General features: G+C 62.5%; 13 protein-coding genes and 1 pseudogene. 7 read left to right on the top strand and 7 right to left on the bottom strand.

Translation table 11 applies throughout. The features are described 5' to 3' along the window. The 7 genes and pseudogenes from PGX04_RS21995 to PGX04_RS21965 form a co-directional block, all read left to right on the top strand. Nucleotides 1-1,115 (top strand): annotated as a pseudogene (locus PGX04_RS21995) (secretion system protein E); the annotation flags it as partial. Next, complete coding sequence (locus PGX04_RS21990; RefSeq protein ID WP_273740452.1) at nt 1,112-3,181, top strand: type II secretion system F family protein; 2,070 nt, start codon at nt 1,112-1,114, stop codon at nt 3,179-3,181. The pseudogene PGX04_RS21995 and the gene PGX04_RS21990, both read left to right, overlap by 4 nt. A 1-nt stretch (nt 3,182) precedes the next feature. Then, nucleotides 3,183-3,737, top strand: a complete 555-nt coding sequence (locus PGX04_RS21985; RefSeq protein ID WP_273740451.1) for a DUF7287 family protein — start codon at nt 3,183-3,185, stop codon at nt 3,735-3,737. 4 nt (nt 3,738-3,741) lie between these two features. After that, nucleotides 3,742-4,362 carry a DUF7288 family protein gene (locus PGX04_RS21980; protein WP_273740450.1) on the top strand — a complete coding sequence of 207 codons (621 nt, stop codon included), beginning with the start codon at nt 3,742-3,744 and terminating at the stop codon, nt 4,360-4,362. Further along, the gene (locus PGX04_RS21975; RefSeq protein ID WP_273740449.1) at nt 4,356-4,775 is read left to right on the top strand and encodes a hypothetical protein; all 420 of its coding nucleotides are present in this window, start codon (nt 4,356-4,358) and stop codon (nt 4,773-4,775) included. The genes PGX04_RS21980 and PGX04_RS21975 overlap by 7 nt, the downstream gene beginning before the upstream one ends. Further along, on the top strand, nt 4,772-5,251 hold the full coding sequence (locus PGX04_RS21970) for a DUF7266 family protein (protein WP_273740448.1): 480 nt from the start codon (nt 4,772-4,774) through the stop codon (nt 5,249-5,251). The genes PGX04_RS21975 and PGX04_RS21970 overlap by 4 nt, the downstream gene beginning before the upstream one ends. Further along, nucleotides 5,251-5,976 carry a DUF7289 family protein gene (locus PGX04_RS21965; protein WP_425498457.1) on the top strand — a complete coding sequence of 242 codons (726 nt, stop codon included), beginning with the start codon at nt 5,251-5,253 and terminating at the stop codon, nt 5,974-5,976. Before PGX04_RS21970 ends, PGX04_RS21965 begins: the two co-directional genes overlap by 1 nt. Before the next feature lie 66 nt (nt 5,977-6,042). Here the strand turns inward: PGX04_RS21965 and PGX04_RS21960 are convergent, their stop codons facing one another. The 7 genes from PGX04_RS21960 to PGX04_RS21930 all read right to left on the bottom strand — a co-directional run. After that, nucleotides 6,043-7,263: a hypothetical protein gene (locus PGX04_RS21960; RefSeq protein WP_273740446.1), complete on the bottom strand. Its 1,221-nt coding sequence runs from the start codon at nt 7,261-7,263 to the stop codon at nt 6,043-6,045. 125 nt (nt 7,264-7,388) lie between these two features. Beyond that, entirely contained in the window at nt 7,389-8,333 is a 945-nt protein-coding gene (locus tag PGX04_RS21955; protein ID WP_377043223.1) for a CheR family methyltransferase, read from the bottom strand. Further along, on the bottom strand, nt 8,330-8,845 hold the full coding sequence (locus PGX04_RS21950; protein WP_273740445.1) for a chemotaxis protein CheD: 516 nt from the start codon (nt 8,843-8,845) through the stop codon (nt 8,330-8,332). The genes PGX04_RS21955 and PGX04_RS21950 overlap by 4 nt, the downstream gene beginning before the upstream one ends. Continuing rightward, entirely contained in the window at nt 8,842-10,110 is a 1,269-nt protein-coding gene (locus PGX04_RS21945; RefSeq protein WP_273740444.1) for a chemotaxis protein CheC, read from the bottom strand. Before PGX04_RS21945 ends, PGX04_RS21950 begins: the two co-directional genes overlap by 4 nt. Further along, nucleotides 10,107-10,712: a chemotaxis protein CheC gene (locus tag PGX04_RS21940; RefSeq protein WP_273740443.1), complete on the bottom strand. Its 606-nt coding sequence runs from the start codon at nt 10,710-10,712 to the stop codon at nt 10,107-10,109. Before PGX04_RS21940 ends, PGX04_RS21945 begins: the two co-directional genes overlap by 4 nt. Before the next feature lie 34 nt (nt 10,713-10,746). Beyond that, nucleotides 10,747-14,352: a chemotaxis protein CheA gene (locus PGX04_RS21935; RefSeq protein ID WP_273740442.1), complete on the bottom strand. Its 3,606-nt coding sequence runs from the start codon at nt 14,350-14,352 to the stop codon at nt 10,747-10,749. After that, nucleotides 14,345-14,527: chemotaxis protein CheB (locus PGX04_RS21930; RefSeq protein ID WP_273740441.1), on the bottom strand; the 183-nt coding region annotated here is incomplete at its 5' end. The genes PGX04_RS21935 and PGX04_RS21930, both read right to left, overlap by 8 nt.

The raw sequence follows: 14,527 nt of genomic DNA, 5'->3' as shown, positions 1-14,527 counted from the left end.
CGTCCGACGCCGGCGGTCGTTCGACTGCAGTCGAGCCGGCACACACTGCCGACGAACCCGGGAACGCCGTCGCCCCGAACAGCGGTTCACAGCCCTCGACAGCGGCGGATGCCGAATCGGCGATGAAAGCTGAGACGGCCGATCCCGAGCCAGCGGCCGGTGGGGAGGTGGAGACGACAGCGGATCGGTCGGCTGCCTCGAGTCCGCCCGCGGGAGCAGACGGTGAGGGAGCGGACTCGACCCACCACGAGTCGACGGTACTCCCGACCGACGACGCCGAGGACGGCGATCTGGGCGGACTCTTCGACGATATGGGCGAGACGATCGACGAACTCGATGATCCCGACGCCAGCCGAACGGAGCACAGTGAGGAGACGACGACCGCCCAACCGGATACTTCCGGCTTCGACTCGATGTTCCCGGAGGACGACCTCGCTTCGATCTTCGATCCGGATTCGTCCGACGACGAGCCGGCGAACGAATTCGATGCAGCGCTCGACGAGCCGGATACCACCTCGGCGGCCTCGAGCGACGTCGATACCGGCCGATCGGCCTCGAGCGACGCGGACGGACCGGAGACCCCGACGCTCGATGTCGACAGCGAGTCGGCCTCCGATCGGAACGAGTCGAACACCGAACCGCCGACGATCGATATCGATGACGATACCTCGGATCCGCGGGACGACGGGGCTGACGACGCGAACGACGGCACGGAGGCGGCAACCGGCGAACCGGCAGCGGTCGACGACGCCACCGATACCGGTGCCGACGCCGACACCGATTCTGGAGGCACCGTCGACACCGATGCCGACGATAGCACTGACGCCGAACCTGATACCCCTTCCGATACGGATACCGACGCCGCAATCGGTGGCGACGAGGGCGACTCGATATTCGGCGGCGGATCCGGCTCCATCTTCGGCGACGACGAGGACGGAGCCGACGATGACGACGGGTCGCTGTTCGACGGGAGCGAGACGGGTGACGACGGGTCGATCTTCAGAGACGACGAGACGGATTCCGACGACGAGCCGACGGACGGCAACACCGGAATTTTCGACGACGAAGCCGACGCGGACGGCACCGAAGACGGAACCGACGAGGACGACGCATGAGTCTGCAAACTGACGACAGTGGCGGCTCAGGTATGTCGGCCAGCTCCGACGCGCTGGGTGACCGGTTCTACCCGGTCTACGATCGCCTGTTCGGCGAAGACAGCGAGTTCGTCGCCGACGTCGAGACGAAGCTCGCGCAGGCCCGGATGAGCGATACGGTAGAACTCTACCTCTCACGGGCGATCGGAATCGGGTTCATCAGCGGCCTGAGTCTCTGGCTGGTCGGCCTGATGCTCGGCTACGGCATCTTCGCGATCGGTCTCCTCTCGAACGAGGCGCTTATCGGTATTCCGGTCGGTCACGGACTCCTCCTCAGTATCATCGAACTGCTTCGAGTACCGGCCGTCGTCTTCTTCACCGGGCTGGTGTTCGGCTCGATCGGCTTCGCGATCGGGTTCGGCTCGATGGTCGCGATTCCCTACTCGCGCGCCTCGGCCCGCAAACGCGAGATCAACATGCTGATGACCGACTCGGTCTCGTTCATGTACGCCCTGTCGGTCGGCGGCCTGAACCAACTCGAGATCATCGAGGCGATGGCCCAGGCCGACGACACCTATGGCGAGGTCGCAAAGGAGTTCCAGAGCATCGTCAAGGAGACCGAGTACTTCGATATCGACTACCGGACGGCGATCCGAAAACAGGCACTCCAGACGCCCAGCGACGACCTCTCGCAGTTCCTGACCGATATGCTCTCGATCGTCAACAGCGGCGGCGACATCGAGAGCTTCCTCGAAGACAAGAAGGAAAAGCACATGCGCACCGCGAAGCAGGAACAGGAGCTCACCCTCGAGACGCTCGAACTGTTCGGCGAGATGTACATGACGCTGTCGCTGTTCCCGCTCCTGTTGATTATCATCATGGTCGTCATGAAGATGATACCGAACGCGAACGTGACGGACCAGATGCTCTACATGGTCGTCTACGGGCTAATTCCGATGATCGGCGTCGGGTTTCTCGTTCTCGTGTCGACGGTCAAGCACGACGAGCCCGGCGACGGCTACCTCTCGATGGGAAATACCAGTAAACGGACCGAAACCGGGCAGAAAGGCGGATTACTGAGCCTCGGACTCGTCGAGCAGTTCACCGGCGAGCACAGCGTCTTCGACCGGGTCAAGAACCGGGAGGGGACCTATGAAACGCTCGAGGTGCTGCGGAAGCCACACCTCTTCTTCCGAGATAATCCCCTGGTGACGCTCGCGTTGACCGTGCCAATGGTGTTGGTCATCGTCGTGACGGCCATGGTAACCGGGTCGGCTCCCACCTCCTGGCAGGGGATGCTCGACAGGCCGATCTGGGGGACGTTCATCTACGTCTATCTCCCCCTCTACATCACGGCGATCCCGCTCTCGATCTTCCGCGAGTGGAACGTTCGCCACCGTAATTCCGTCGTCAACAAGCTCTCGGAGGACCTGCGGAAGCTCTCGAGTTCGAACGATACCGGGTTGACCCTGCTCGAGTCGCTCAAGTCGGTCTCCGATACCACGAACGGGAAACTCGCTCGTGAGTTCGAGATGATGCACACGAAGGTCAACTACGGGACGAGCCTGAAGGAGGCGCTCATCGAGTTCAACAACAAGTACCACATTCCCCGACTCGCCCGGACGACTCGACTGATCACTGAGGCCCAGGAAGCGTCGAACCAGATCTCGGACGTGCTTCGGACGGCCGCGACTGCGAGCGAGAACCACGACGATATCGAACGCGAACGGAAGTCCCGGACCCGCATGCAGATCGTGATCATCATCATGACGTTCATGACGGTGCTGGCGGTGATCGCGATCCTCAAGACGCAGTTCATCGACACGATGGCGGGTCTCAACGCCGGCAGTAGCGGTACCGAGGCCAGTACCGGTAGCGCCGGCGGCGGCGCGATGCAGGGTGCCAACCTCAGCGAGAACATCGACGTCGACATGCTGTCGGTGTTGTTCTTCCACGCGGTGACGCTGCAGGCGATCATCTCCGGATTCATCTGTGGATACATCCGGGATGCAGACCTGTTGAGCGGATTGAAGTACGCGATCGGTCTGTCGTCGATCGCACTCATCGGCTGGATGTTGGTGGCCTAAGATGATCGGGAACGGAACGAACGAACGAAAAGAGGAACGGACTCGAGTCCGGCGGCCACGAACCATCAACGTTTCGCTGGCCGAGCGGGGCCAGACGACGCAGGACTTCGCCATCGGAATCGGCGTCTTTCTGTTAGCGATCGCATTCGTCTTCTCGTTTCTCCCGTCGGTCGTAACGCCGTTTGACTCGTCGGTCAGTGGGGCCGAGACGGCACAGGCGGATCGAATCGCGGACCGGATCGTCCACAATGCTTCGACTGACACACCGAACGAACTCAATAGTTCAGCCTTCAATGAGAGCTATACCGGCCCAAACCTGGCCGCTCAACTCGGATTACGAGCAAATGGTCCTGATAGTGACGATACCGTGTACGACAATGTCAATGTAAGCGTCGTCCCGATAAACGGTAGCGTGCCCGTCAAGGACACCAATGGGGAGAAGTTAGCTGGTGGTGAACACTATTCAGATCAACCGGCAGCGAGCGCTGCACGAATTGTCACGACAAACACAGACATCTGCACACCAGCCTGCCGACTCGTAGTGAGAGTGTGGTGATTCGATGACTCGAAAACAGACTACTGATACTGAGCGCGGTCAGGCCTACACCCTCGAGGGGTTCATCGGTGCGATGGTCGTGTTGATGGCCGTCCTGTTCGCGTTACAGTCAGCCGTTATTACGCCGTCGACGGGCGGATTAGCTGATCGGTCGGTCCAGGCCCAAATTCAACAGGAAACGCAGGACGCGCTAGTCGTCGCCGCGACGGCTGAGGGGGGCGAAGCAGGAAACCTCTCGTACATGGTTCGACACTGGGACGGACACAATGGCTTCGAAGAGGCTGACGGTTCGACCTACGACATGAGCGAAGGCTATTTCCAAGACGAGTTTAAATTGGGCGCCATTTTAGAGGGCCGATTCGGAGAGGGATGGAGCTACAACGTCGAACTCCACTCCCAGAACGATGACGAGAAGAGACTCGTCTATCAGGGGAATCCTTCCTCGGGTGCCGTGACGGCGAGCTATACCGTCACGCTGTATGACGATCAGAATGCAACTGGAAGCGATAAGCGGGAGCTTTCGAATATTAACGAGGACAGTTCGGCGGAAGCGACAATAGACGATATTGATGACAGCGACGGACCAATTTACAACGTGGTCGAAGTGCGGGTGATCGTATGGTAGCCGACGAACGGAGTCGTGGTCAGGTTATCCTCATCGGCGCGATCACCCTCGCATTCATCATTCTCGGGATCGTCGTCGTGTTCAACGGCGTCCTCTACACGGAAACTCTCTCGTCGGGGCCGTCAAGCCAGAGTGCGACCGATGCCACGGTCACCGAACTCGAGATCGAACAGGGTGTCGCCTGTGTCCTCGAAAGAGGTGATAAGGATCTCACGGGCAATATCACCGCGTTCAATACCGCCTATCGGAACGCGACGGCCGAGTCAACGGCGACAGCCGTGAACATTAGCGTCGATGATGCTGATCCGGATCTATCGAGTACGAACATCACGATCACGTACGATTCGAACGGCCTCAGTTACGAACAGGAACGAATGATCGAAGCGGATGACTGCCTCACGGAGGGCCCATGATCAACCCCCGTTCCGACGGGGATCGCGCGGTGTCGATCTCCGTCACGCACGTCCTCACGATCGGGATCACGACGATCCTCATCGCCATGTTATTGACGAGTGCCAGTACGATGCTGGAGACGGAGTCGGATCACAGCGCGGAGACATCCCTCGAGACAATCGGCGAACGGCTCGCCGATGAAATCGGAAACGTGGATCAGATTGCGGACGAGAACACGACCGTCAATGCTACTGTCAACCATCCACGACGGGCAGCAAGCTCGAGGTACATGGTCGAGTTACGGGAGGGATGTACCGGACCGTTGCTTGACGGTTCGACCGACTGCCTGAAACTGACGGCGCACAGCGCAGATGCTGTCGTTTACGTTCCAATCGAGACCGACGCAGGCCTTGAGGGAGAAGCCACTGGCGGGACCATCGAGATACAGTATAACAGGAACAACAACGGGAATATTTCGATCACGGAGGGGAGCTGATGATCTCGAGCCAAGATGGATCGACCACCGAACCAGAGAGCGGCGAGCGCGCCGTATCGGATATGATCGCGTTCATGCTCGTGTTCGCGACGATCATCGTCTCCGTCGCGTTGTTGTCGACGTTCGGGATGCAGGCGATGACCGAATACCAAGAGGGCGAACAACTGCAAAACGCCGAGCGAGCGATGGTCTCGCTCTCGGATAATTTTGATGACGTACTCCGACACGATGGAATCGAGCAGCGGTATGGTGAACTTTCGCTTCGAGAGGGAACGATTACAACTGGTGATAGCGGAACAGTTGTTACGATCAAATCTACCTCTAGCAAGATCGACGAGGAGGTCAACCTCGGTGAGTTCACATACCAATCGGGATCAGATACGATCGCATACGAAGGCGGTGGGGTCCTCCGGTCTGATGGAGAGGGAAGCGTTGTTCTCAAACGACCCTCACTTACGTGTCGTGAAGACGGTGCAGCAGTCATCTCTCTCATAAAAACCGACTCAGAGAATCGGTCGATACAGAGCAGCGGTGGACTCGGGGTGACGATGACTGAAACTGATCGAACACGAACTACCTACGACGATATTGACACTGTCACTGTCGAAGCCATAGACTCAGACTACGATGATGCATGGGATGATGTGTATAATAGCAGTGATGAGTGGACATGTAACGCTGATCGAGCCGTCATCACAATCGTCACAGTCGATATCGAGTATTGATTGACACATACTCGATCAATCAAATTCGAGAATTGGTATCGGATTCGACTCTCTAACAGGATAACATTAGTCCCAATCTCCCGTCAACATTACTCGCAGTCCCGCTCGAGCGGCCAGCGCTTCGACACGAGTAGCACGCTCGTCGACGTCACCAGCGGTTTCGAGAACGAGGCCGTTCGAGAGTCGTTCCGGGGCGTCCATGGGCGAGTCGTCGGCGCGGGTGGGGTCGGCGTTGAGAACCGTTCGCTCGCCCTCATCCGGGGACCAGGGGACCTCGACGCCGGACAGACCGCGCTCGAGGAGGTAGTCGGCTGCCTCCACGAGCGCCCCCGCAGCCGTCGAGTGGCCGATCGCGCCGATCGAACTCCGATCGTTGAAGAATCGCACGACGTATTCGCCGTCCTCGTCGCCTTCTCGTTCCCGTTTTTTGTCGTCATCCGTCTCCGTATCGGCCGTCGGCCGGGCCGAGTCCCCGTCTCGAGCGGTGGCTTTCGGTCGGTCGGCGCTGCCGGTCGCATCCGGACTGTCCGTCTCGCTCTCGAGATCGGTATCCGCGCTCGAGTCCGCGTCGACGGCCCGCTCGCTCGGCGACTCGTCCTCGCTGATCGTCGACTCGCTGAACCGGATCGAGACGTCCGCGGCGTCGTCCGGCGGCGCACCTCCGTCCTCGGTGAACGCGACGACGAGTCGATCGAGAAACCTGTCGGTCGCGGCTTCGAACTCGGCAGCATAGCGGTCACCCTGCCCGGTGGCGTCCGCGAGTCTGTCGGCGATCGACTCGACGAGAATGGGGTGCTCGACCGCGAGCCGTCTGGCGACGTGGGTCCGGGTGTCTCGTCCGAGTCGCTGTCCGACCGCCGCACGCGAATAGTCGGCGATCACCGACTCGTGCGCGGGGAGTTCGGCGCGCTCGAGTGCGTGGTATTCGACGTCCGTCGTTCCGGCCAGCAGGAGGTACTGACGGCCGTTCGTGTAGATCGCGCGGTCGACGCCCGTCCACGCCATCGCCCGGCGGAGGGCGTTCGCTCGCGACTCCTCGAGCGAGTCAGTCGCGGACTCGGCGGCGACGAATAGGCCCGGCACCGTGTCGACGGTCGGCACGTACTCGAGACGAACGTCGTCGACGATCCGATCGGTCACGCACGACTCGGCGCGAACGGCCCAGCCGAGCGTCTCGAGGAAGGGCTCGACGAGCCACGTTCGAGTCTCCCGCAGAGTGGTGGGCGGCGAGGAATCGACCACCGCCGCGGTGCGGGCGACGAACGCATCGAGGTCGAGCGAAGGCATTCGTCGGACGTATTCGGCGGACCATCATGTAACGATTGGTTGTCTTCCATCTCGCGAACCCGTATCGTTTCGATCTCGTTTTGCGCCCGACCAACCGCTCGGTCACGACGCCGGCCGCAAGTTCGTTAGAATTCGGAGTTCGAGTTCGGACGCCCGTCGGGTCGGTCAGCGTCCGAACCGTCACCCTCTCGCTGGTAAATTCGCAGGCGCGCCTCGCGGACGTCGAATGCCGACTTGAGTGTCGGCGGAATCGTCTCGGCCTTGCCGATGACGAGGTAGCCGTCCCGTCGAAGCGACCGCGCGATCGTCTCGAGCATCGGCTCCTTGTACGCGTTGTCGATGTAGATGAACAGGTTGCGACAGATGACGAGGTCGAATCCCGACTTCGGCTCGTCGTTGATCAGATCGTGGCGCTGGAAGCGGACGGATCGTTTCACGGCGTCGCCGATCCGGTAGGTCCGACCGTCGACGTCAACGTAGCGGTGATAGTCGTCGAGAAAGGAGAGTTGCTCGTCCAGATCGATGGTCCGCGATTCCTCGTAGACGCCGTTGCGTGCCGTCTCGAGCGCCGGGGAACTGATGTCGGTCCCGAGGACGGAGACGGCCGACTCGTCGATTTCGGGGTCGTCGTGGGCGAGCATCGACACCGAGTACGGCTCCCGGCCGTCGGCACACGCGGCGCTCCAGACCCGGACCGTGTCCGCGGTCTCGGAGAGCCGCCGGAGGATCGTCCGAATTCCGGCCCAGACGTCGGGGTTGCGAAAGAACCCCGTGACGTTGATGCTCAGCGCCTCGAGGACCGCGTCCTGTTCGTCCGGATCGGAGCGAAGCGTTTCGAAGTACGTCGCGTAGCTGTCGTTCTGGGTGCGCCGCATTCGGGAGGAAACGCGGCGATCGAGATAGCTGTCGTTGTAGTGGCTCGTCGCAAACGCCAGCTCCTCCTCGACGAATTCGAGAAGGGTGGTAAACGCATCGTCACCGTCGGCTGCTTCCCCATCGTCAGCGTCGGACCCGTTGCCAGCAGCGTCGTTGGAGATCGTATCCGTCTCGCCACCGCCGTCGCCGATCACAGTTCCGTCACTCCGTTGTCGCCGTCCGAGGTCTTGACGGTGAGCGCTCCCGTTCCCGGTGTGAACTCGACGGTCCGACCGTATTCGCCACCGACGTCTTCCGCCTCGAGCGGGACGCCGAGCTTCTCGAGTTCACTCTTCGCGGCGGCGATGTTTCGCTGGCCGACGCCCTCCCCGAAACTCTCGAATTCGAACATATCGCTGCCGCCGGCGATCTTCGCCTCAACGGTGGTGTAGTTGGCACCCTGCTCAACCATCCGGCGCAGCAATGCGCGGATCGCCGTGTCGGCGTACTTCCCGGGTTTGCGGTCGCTGTTATCCGCGGCGTCGCCGTCGGGCAACATGACGTGTGCCAGCCCGCCGATTCCCGATCCGGGATCGTACAGCGCGATGGCCAGGCACGAACCCAGTCCGTAGGATTTGAGCGTGTCGTCGCCGTCACTGACGACCAGTTCCGAGATGCCGACCTGGACCGGCGTCGGTGCGCCCGGTTCGGTACCGTAGGTCTTCATGTGGTATCGACTTCCTGAAACTCCGCCGTCGTCGGGGCCTCCTCGATCCGATCGACGTCGAGGTTGTTTAGCGCCCGCTCGAGGTCCGATTCGTCGGGGATCGCGTACACTTCGCAGTCGAACTCGCGGCCGTCGGCCATGACGACGGTGTCGAAGACGAACGCGAAGTCTTGATTTTCGCCGAGTTGGATGATCACCGGGTCGACGGCCGCCGCTCCGATATCGTGGATGAACTCCGGCGGCGAGTGATCGATCGTCGTATCGAGGACGTTCGCCCAGCCGTCGAGAAAGCCGCTGGCCATGATGTTACCCAGTTCCTTGATCGCGCTGGTTCCCATCTCGCCGAAGCCGTCTTCGTCGACCTCCATCGGCACCATCGCGTCGACGATCTCGTGGGCCGACTCCTCGTCGAACAGGAAGAGGAGATAGCCGCTCGGCATTCCATCGAACTCGAAGGCGACGCCAACGAGTTTCTCGTTCGCTACCTGTTCCGGAATCGCCTCGAGCGAGACGAAGTTGAGCCGACGGATCTCGACGCTGGTGTCGATCCCCGTCAGCGTGGTCGCCGTCTTGGCGACCTCCTCGGCACCCCGCTCGGCCATCCGATCGAAGCCGTCGAGTTTGTCGTATTCGATGCCCTCGCTGGTTCGCAATCGCTCGAGGAGCGTCGCCATTGACTCGCGTTTCGGGAAGAGGTAGTGACTGAATCCGACCTCGGTGCCGACGGTCTCGATCCTGCTCTGGAAGAGCAAGGCGAGATCGTCGTCGCCCGGGGCTTCGTCGATATTCCCGAAGAACGGTTCGGCGGATCGCCCCTCGACGAACTCCGGCGTCGAGACGTCGATGACCGCCTCGAGCACGTCGGCCCAGCCGTCGATGAAGCCGCTGTTGATGATGTGGCCGACCTCGGTCGCGGCGCTTTCGGTCATCTCGTCGAACTCGGTGATCTCGCCGATGTCAGCGTCGACGTCTGCGTCGGGATCCGCTTCCGCGAGTAGCGTTTCGACGATACGGAACGCGTTCTCGCGCTCGAAGACGACGACCGAGTAGCCCTCGATCGCGCCGGTCAGCTTGACCCGGACGCCGACCTTCTCGGTCGAGTCCTCGAAATCGCGCCGGATCTCCTGGCCCCGCATGAAGTTGAGTTTCGTCACGCCCAGTTGCGTCTCGACGCCGAGCATGTGCGTGAGTCGGCCCGCCGCGAGGCCGGCCCCCTCTCGAGCCATTCGGTAGAACGTGCCGAGCGCGTTGACGTCGAGTTTCATGCGGGGTGGACTTCGATACCGTTGACCATTTCCACGAACTCTTCGAGGTCGGGGAACGCGTAGATTTCAGCTTCGATCTGGTAGCTCGGGACCGACAGGTCCGAGTCGAAGAACAGCGCGAGGTCGTCGCCACCGAGCCCGGCCGTCCGGGTGACGATGTCACCGGTCGGCGCGTAGACGAGTTGGGGGGCGGCGATATCGATCGCGCGCCCGAGCACGTCGGCCCAGCCGTCGATGAAGCCACTCGCCATCATGTTCCCCATCTCCTCGACGGCGCTGCGAGCCATCTTGCCGGAGACGTCTCCCATGTCATCAACGACGTCGCGAAGCATGATCGCCGTGATCTTCTTCGCGCTCGCCTCTGGGAAGAGGATGAGGATATGTCCGTGTGGCGGGTCCAGTAGTCGGACGCGGACGCCGACCCGCTTCCCGCCGTCGAGCTGCGACCCGATGTCGTCGACGTCGATGAAGTTCGTCTTGGTCACCTCCATCTGGGCGTCTTCGCCGGTCAGTTTACTCATGTTATCGGCGACGCCGTTCGTCCCGACCTTCGCCATTTCGTTTATGAAGCTCAGCTTTCGAATGTCGACCATCATCGTCATGGATTCCTCCGTAGGGTTGGGTGGTTGCGTTCGTTCATAGTGTCGTCACGTCAAGGATGTTGACTACCTCTCCCCGTCCCCGGACCGTTGCACCGCTTATCCCCGGCACGCCGCTCATGAAGCCCTCGAAGGGCTTGACGACGACCTCCTGCTGGCCGTGGACGTGGTCGCAGTGCAACGCGACGTCGCGGACCTCGCCGCGGATCCGAACGACCATCCCGTCGCCGTTCGCGCCGGGGGTCGGCGTCTCGAGGACGTCCGCCAGCGAGACGACGGGATAGTCGCTGCCGTCGCCGGGAAGGACGGATTCGCCGTCCACCGTCTCGATCGCCCCGGCGGACTCGATGTCCTGGACGGCCTTGGTCGGGACCCCGAACTCTTCGCCGCCGCTTTCGACGAACAGGATCTCGTCGATGGCGACCGTTACCGGGAGCCGCATCGTGACGGTCGTCCCCTCGCCCGCCTCGCTGTCGATCGAAACCGTGCCGTCCAGGTCTTCGACCGTCCGCTTGACGACGTCCATTCCGACGCCGCGACCGCTGACGTCGGTCACCTCGTCGACCGTCGAGAGGCCGGGGTGGAAGATGAGGTCGTAGGTCTCGTCGTCGGACATCGCCGTCGCCTCCTCCTCGTCGAGGACGTCGGACGTGACGGCTTCAGAGCGAAGCCGGTCGGGATCGAGTCCGGCACCGTCGTCTTCGACCGTGATCGTCACGCGATCGCGCGCGCGTTCAGCGTGCACCTCGACCGTACCCTCGCGGGGTTTCCCGGCTTCCGCTCGGTCTTCCGGCGGTTCGATCCCGTGGTCGACGGCGTTGCGGACCAGGTGGATCAGCGGATCGCCGATCCGATCGAGGATACTCCGGTCGAGTTCGACGTCCTCGCCGGTCATCTCGAATTCGACTGCCTTGTCCTGATCGCGGGCGATGTCGCGGACGACCCGCGGCAGGCGGTTCGTCACCGTCTCGAGGGGCACCAGGCGGATGTCCATGACCGTCTCCTGCAGATCGGTCGTCAGGTCCGACAGCGCGTCGAGTTCCGTCTCGAGGGCGTCGTCGCCGTCGTCGTCGGCCTCGGCCGCGTGCCGGAGTCGAACGCGGCTCGTCACCAGTCCCTCGACGAGCGTGAGCAGCGAGTCGATCTGTTCGACGTCGACCCTGACCGATTGGATTTCGTCGGTTTCGGCGTCGGCGTCGGGCCGCTCGCTCGACTCGGGGATGTCGATTTCCGGACGCTCGAATTCGGGTTCGTCGATGATCCGGACGACCGCTTCGTCGTCCGCGTCGGCATCCGAATCGGCCGTATCGTCGTCGAACGACGCCGCCGACGGGCCGCTCGAGTCGTCGTTCTCCCCAGACGCGGCGGGCGAGTCGAAGTCGACACCGCCGACGTCGAACTCGGCGGTTCCGGCGAACGCCTCGTCGTCGAGGTCATCGGACAGGACGTCCCCGAACTCGCTTTCGAAGTCGTCGTCCGCATCGGAATCAGCCGACTCGGCCGCGGGGTCGCCGAACGTGTCGTCGTCGAGCGTATCGCCTTCGAACGTTCCCTCATCCTCGTCATCGAACGGGTCCGAATCGTCCGTCGCCTCCTCGAGGTTGTCGCCGAAGGCCGCTGTCGGCTCGAACTCCGCTTCGACGTCAGCACCGAAGGAACCGCCGGCTACGGTGTCATCGTCCGCAGCTGTGTCTTGCTCGACATCGTCGCCGGTTTCGTTGGTTTCGAGGGTGAAATCGTCACTTTCGACGGTAGCGTCGTCGGTCGACTCGGTTTCGATTGCATCGTTGGCTGTCGGGGACTCGCCAGCGTCGCCGATCGGTTCGGCGTCAGCGGTGTCAGCCGCGGCGATACCGTCGTCGGCTGTATCGTCATCAACTCCGTCGGCGTCGGTTTCATCGGTATCGTCGCTGACTGTGCCGTCCGCATCTTGTTCATCGACGATTTGCTCGTCTGTGACAGCGTCATCGAGAGCCGAGTCAGCTGCGGCGACGTCCCCCACGGGAGCCTCGTCGGCCGTTGCGTCGTCCTCGGCCGTGGCTGTATCGACCGGGTCGTCGCTGGAAACGTCGGGTTTCGAGTCCGTCGGTTCGGACTCGTCGACCGGATCGGGCGCGGGTCCGGCCTCGATCGCGTCGTCCGGTCCGCCAGCCACATCATCGTCCGTTTCAGCAGCGGCCACGTCATCGTCGATCATTTCCTCGTCCGGCTCGGTCGCCGGCTCGAGGCCGCTGTCATCCGCCACTGAGACCTCGTCCACGCCGACGGCTGCCGTCGTGTCGACACCGGGTGCATCGGTCTCGTCCTCGTCATCGGCCGCGTCCGTAGCGAGAGTCTCGTGCGACTCCGCATCAACCAGTATGTCGTCGACCGCGCTCTCGGACGGCTCCTCGCCGGCGAGGAACGCGTCGTCGCCGACATCATCGCCGAGGAGTTCGTCCATATCGACCTCGTCCTCGTCGTCGAATTCGTCGAACTCGAGTTCCGCGAGTTCGTCCTGCAACTCGTCGAAGCCGACCATTTCGACCTCGTCTTTGAGTTCGTCGAAGACCGCGCTGGCGTCGTCGACGTCGTCGGCTTCGGCCGTATCGGAACCGTCGTCGGTCGCCGCCTCCGAACCGGGAGTCGCGTCGTCGTCGGCCTCGTCGAGGGGCGTTGCCGGTGGGTCGCTCGGCTCGGCCTCGAGATCGTCCTCCTCCAACAGGTCGTCGAACGAGCCGGCCTCGCCCATGTTCTCGAAGACCTCGAGTTCGTCGTCACCGATGTCCTCGACCATCTCGTCCAAGTCGTCGAATGCGGTGAACTCGTCGAGGAGGTCATCGACCTCGAGATCTTGGGCCTCCTCGGGCGAAATATCGTCAGCCCGTTCGGCCGCGTCCGCGAGCCGATCCGCCGTCGGCGCCGCCTCGTCGGCGGCCTCGAACCGATCGGAGACGTCGACGAGTTCGAAGTCCGCGACCTCTTCGACCGGATCGAGACCGGAGGAGATGGCGCTCTCGCCGACCGCAGTGGCGAAGACGGCGTCGAAGTGGTCGCCGTACGCCGCGGCCTCGATCGTCTCGCGCGGCGGATCGGTCCCGATCAGATCGAACGCGTCGATTAACGCGTCGACGACCAGCTCGCCGTTGTTGACGCCCTCTCGCTCGGCGATGGCGAGCCGTGCGAGATAGACGTCGTGACCGTCGTCGGCCGGCGGCTCGAACCGCGAGCACACGTCGTCGATCTCGGCCGCCGCGGGCGCGATGAGTCCGGCTGCCGCCTCGCTCTCGGCGTCCTCGAGGTGCGTTCGAAGCGCCTCGATCGTCGCCGACGGATCCGTCTCGATCTCGCCGGTCGCGGCGACTTCGTCGACCAACGTCTCGAGCTCGTCGACGCCGTCGAAGACGACGTCCATCAGCTCCGGCGTCACGTCGATTTCGTCCCCGCGAACGGCGTCGAGCAGATCCTCGATCGCGTGGGCGAGGTCGCTGGCCGCACCCAGCCCCATCGCCCCGCAGTTCCCTTTGAGGGTGTGGGCGATTCGGAAGATGTTCTCCATCGCCTCCTCGTCGTCGGGATCCCGCTCGAGGGTGAGCAAGGCGTTGTTCAGTTCCGTAATTCGTTCTTCGCTCTCCTGAACGAAGTCTGTCAGATAATCAGTCATCGGTCTCACCGTCCGTCGTGAACGCGTCGACGATCGCGTCGGCGATGCCGTGGGCGGGCGCGACCGCGTCGACGCAGCCCGTTTCGATCGCCCGACAAGGGATGCCAAAGACGGGGCTCGTCGCCTCGTCCTGGGCGATCGTCCGACCGCCTGCGGCCTTGACCGCCTCGATCCC

The organism is Natrinema soli, from assembly GCF_028618695.1.
Note: the sequence above shows the minus strand (reverse complement) of the source record. Positions and strands in the feature narration are given on the sequence as shown.

Bases quoted from the DNA above. Each gene is read 5' to 3' on its own strand.
- PGX04_RS21990 (WP_273740452.1), top strand. From the start codon at position 1,112: ATGAGTCTGCAAACTGACGACAGTGGCGGCTCAGGTATGTCGGCCAGC.
- PGX04_RS21985 (WP_273740451.1), top strand. From the start codon at position 3,183: ATGATCGGGAACGGAACGAACGAACGAAAAGAGGAACGGACTCGAGTC.
- PGX04_RS21980 (WP_273740450.1), top strand. From the start codon at position 3,742: ATGACTCGAAAACAGACTACTGATACTGAGCGCGGTCAGGCCTACACC.
- PGX04_RS21975 (WP_273740449.1), top strand. From the start codon at position 4,356: ATGGTAGCCGACGAACGGAGTCGTGGTCAGGTTATCCTCATCGGCGCG.
- PGX04_RS21970 (WP_273740448.1), top strand. From the start codon at position 4,772: ATGATCAACCCCCGTTCCGACGGGGATCGCGCGGTGTCGATCTCCGTC.
- PGX04_RS21965 (WP_425498457.1), top strand. From the start codon at position 5,251: ATGATCTCGAGCCAAGATGGATCGACCACCGAACCAGAGAGCGGCGAG.
- PGX04_RS21960 (WP_273740446.1), bottom strand. From the start codon at position 7,263: ATGCCTTCGCTCGACCTCGATGCGTTCGTCGCCCGCACCGCGGCGGTG.
- PGX04_RS21950 (WP_273740445.1), bottom strand. From the start codon at position 8,845: ATGAAGACCTACGGTACCGAACCGGGCGCACCGACGCCGGTCCAGGTC.
- PGX04_RS21945 (WP_273740444.1), bottom strand. From the start codon at position 10,110: ATGAAACTCGACGTCAACGCGCTCGGCACGTTCTACCGAATGGCTCGA.
- PGX04_RS21940 (WP_273740443.1), bottom strand. From the start codon at position 10,712: ATGACGATGATGGTCGACATTCGAAAGCTGAGCTTCATAAACGAAATG.
- PGX04_RS21935 (WP_273740442.1), bottom strand. From the start codon at position 14,352: ATGACTGATTATCTGACAGACTTCGTTCAGGAGAGCGAAGAACGAATT.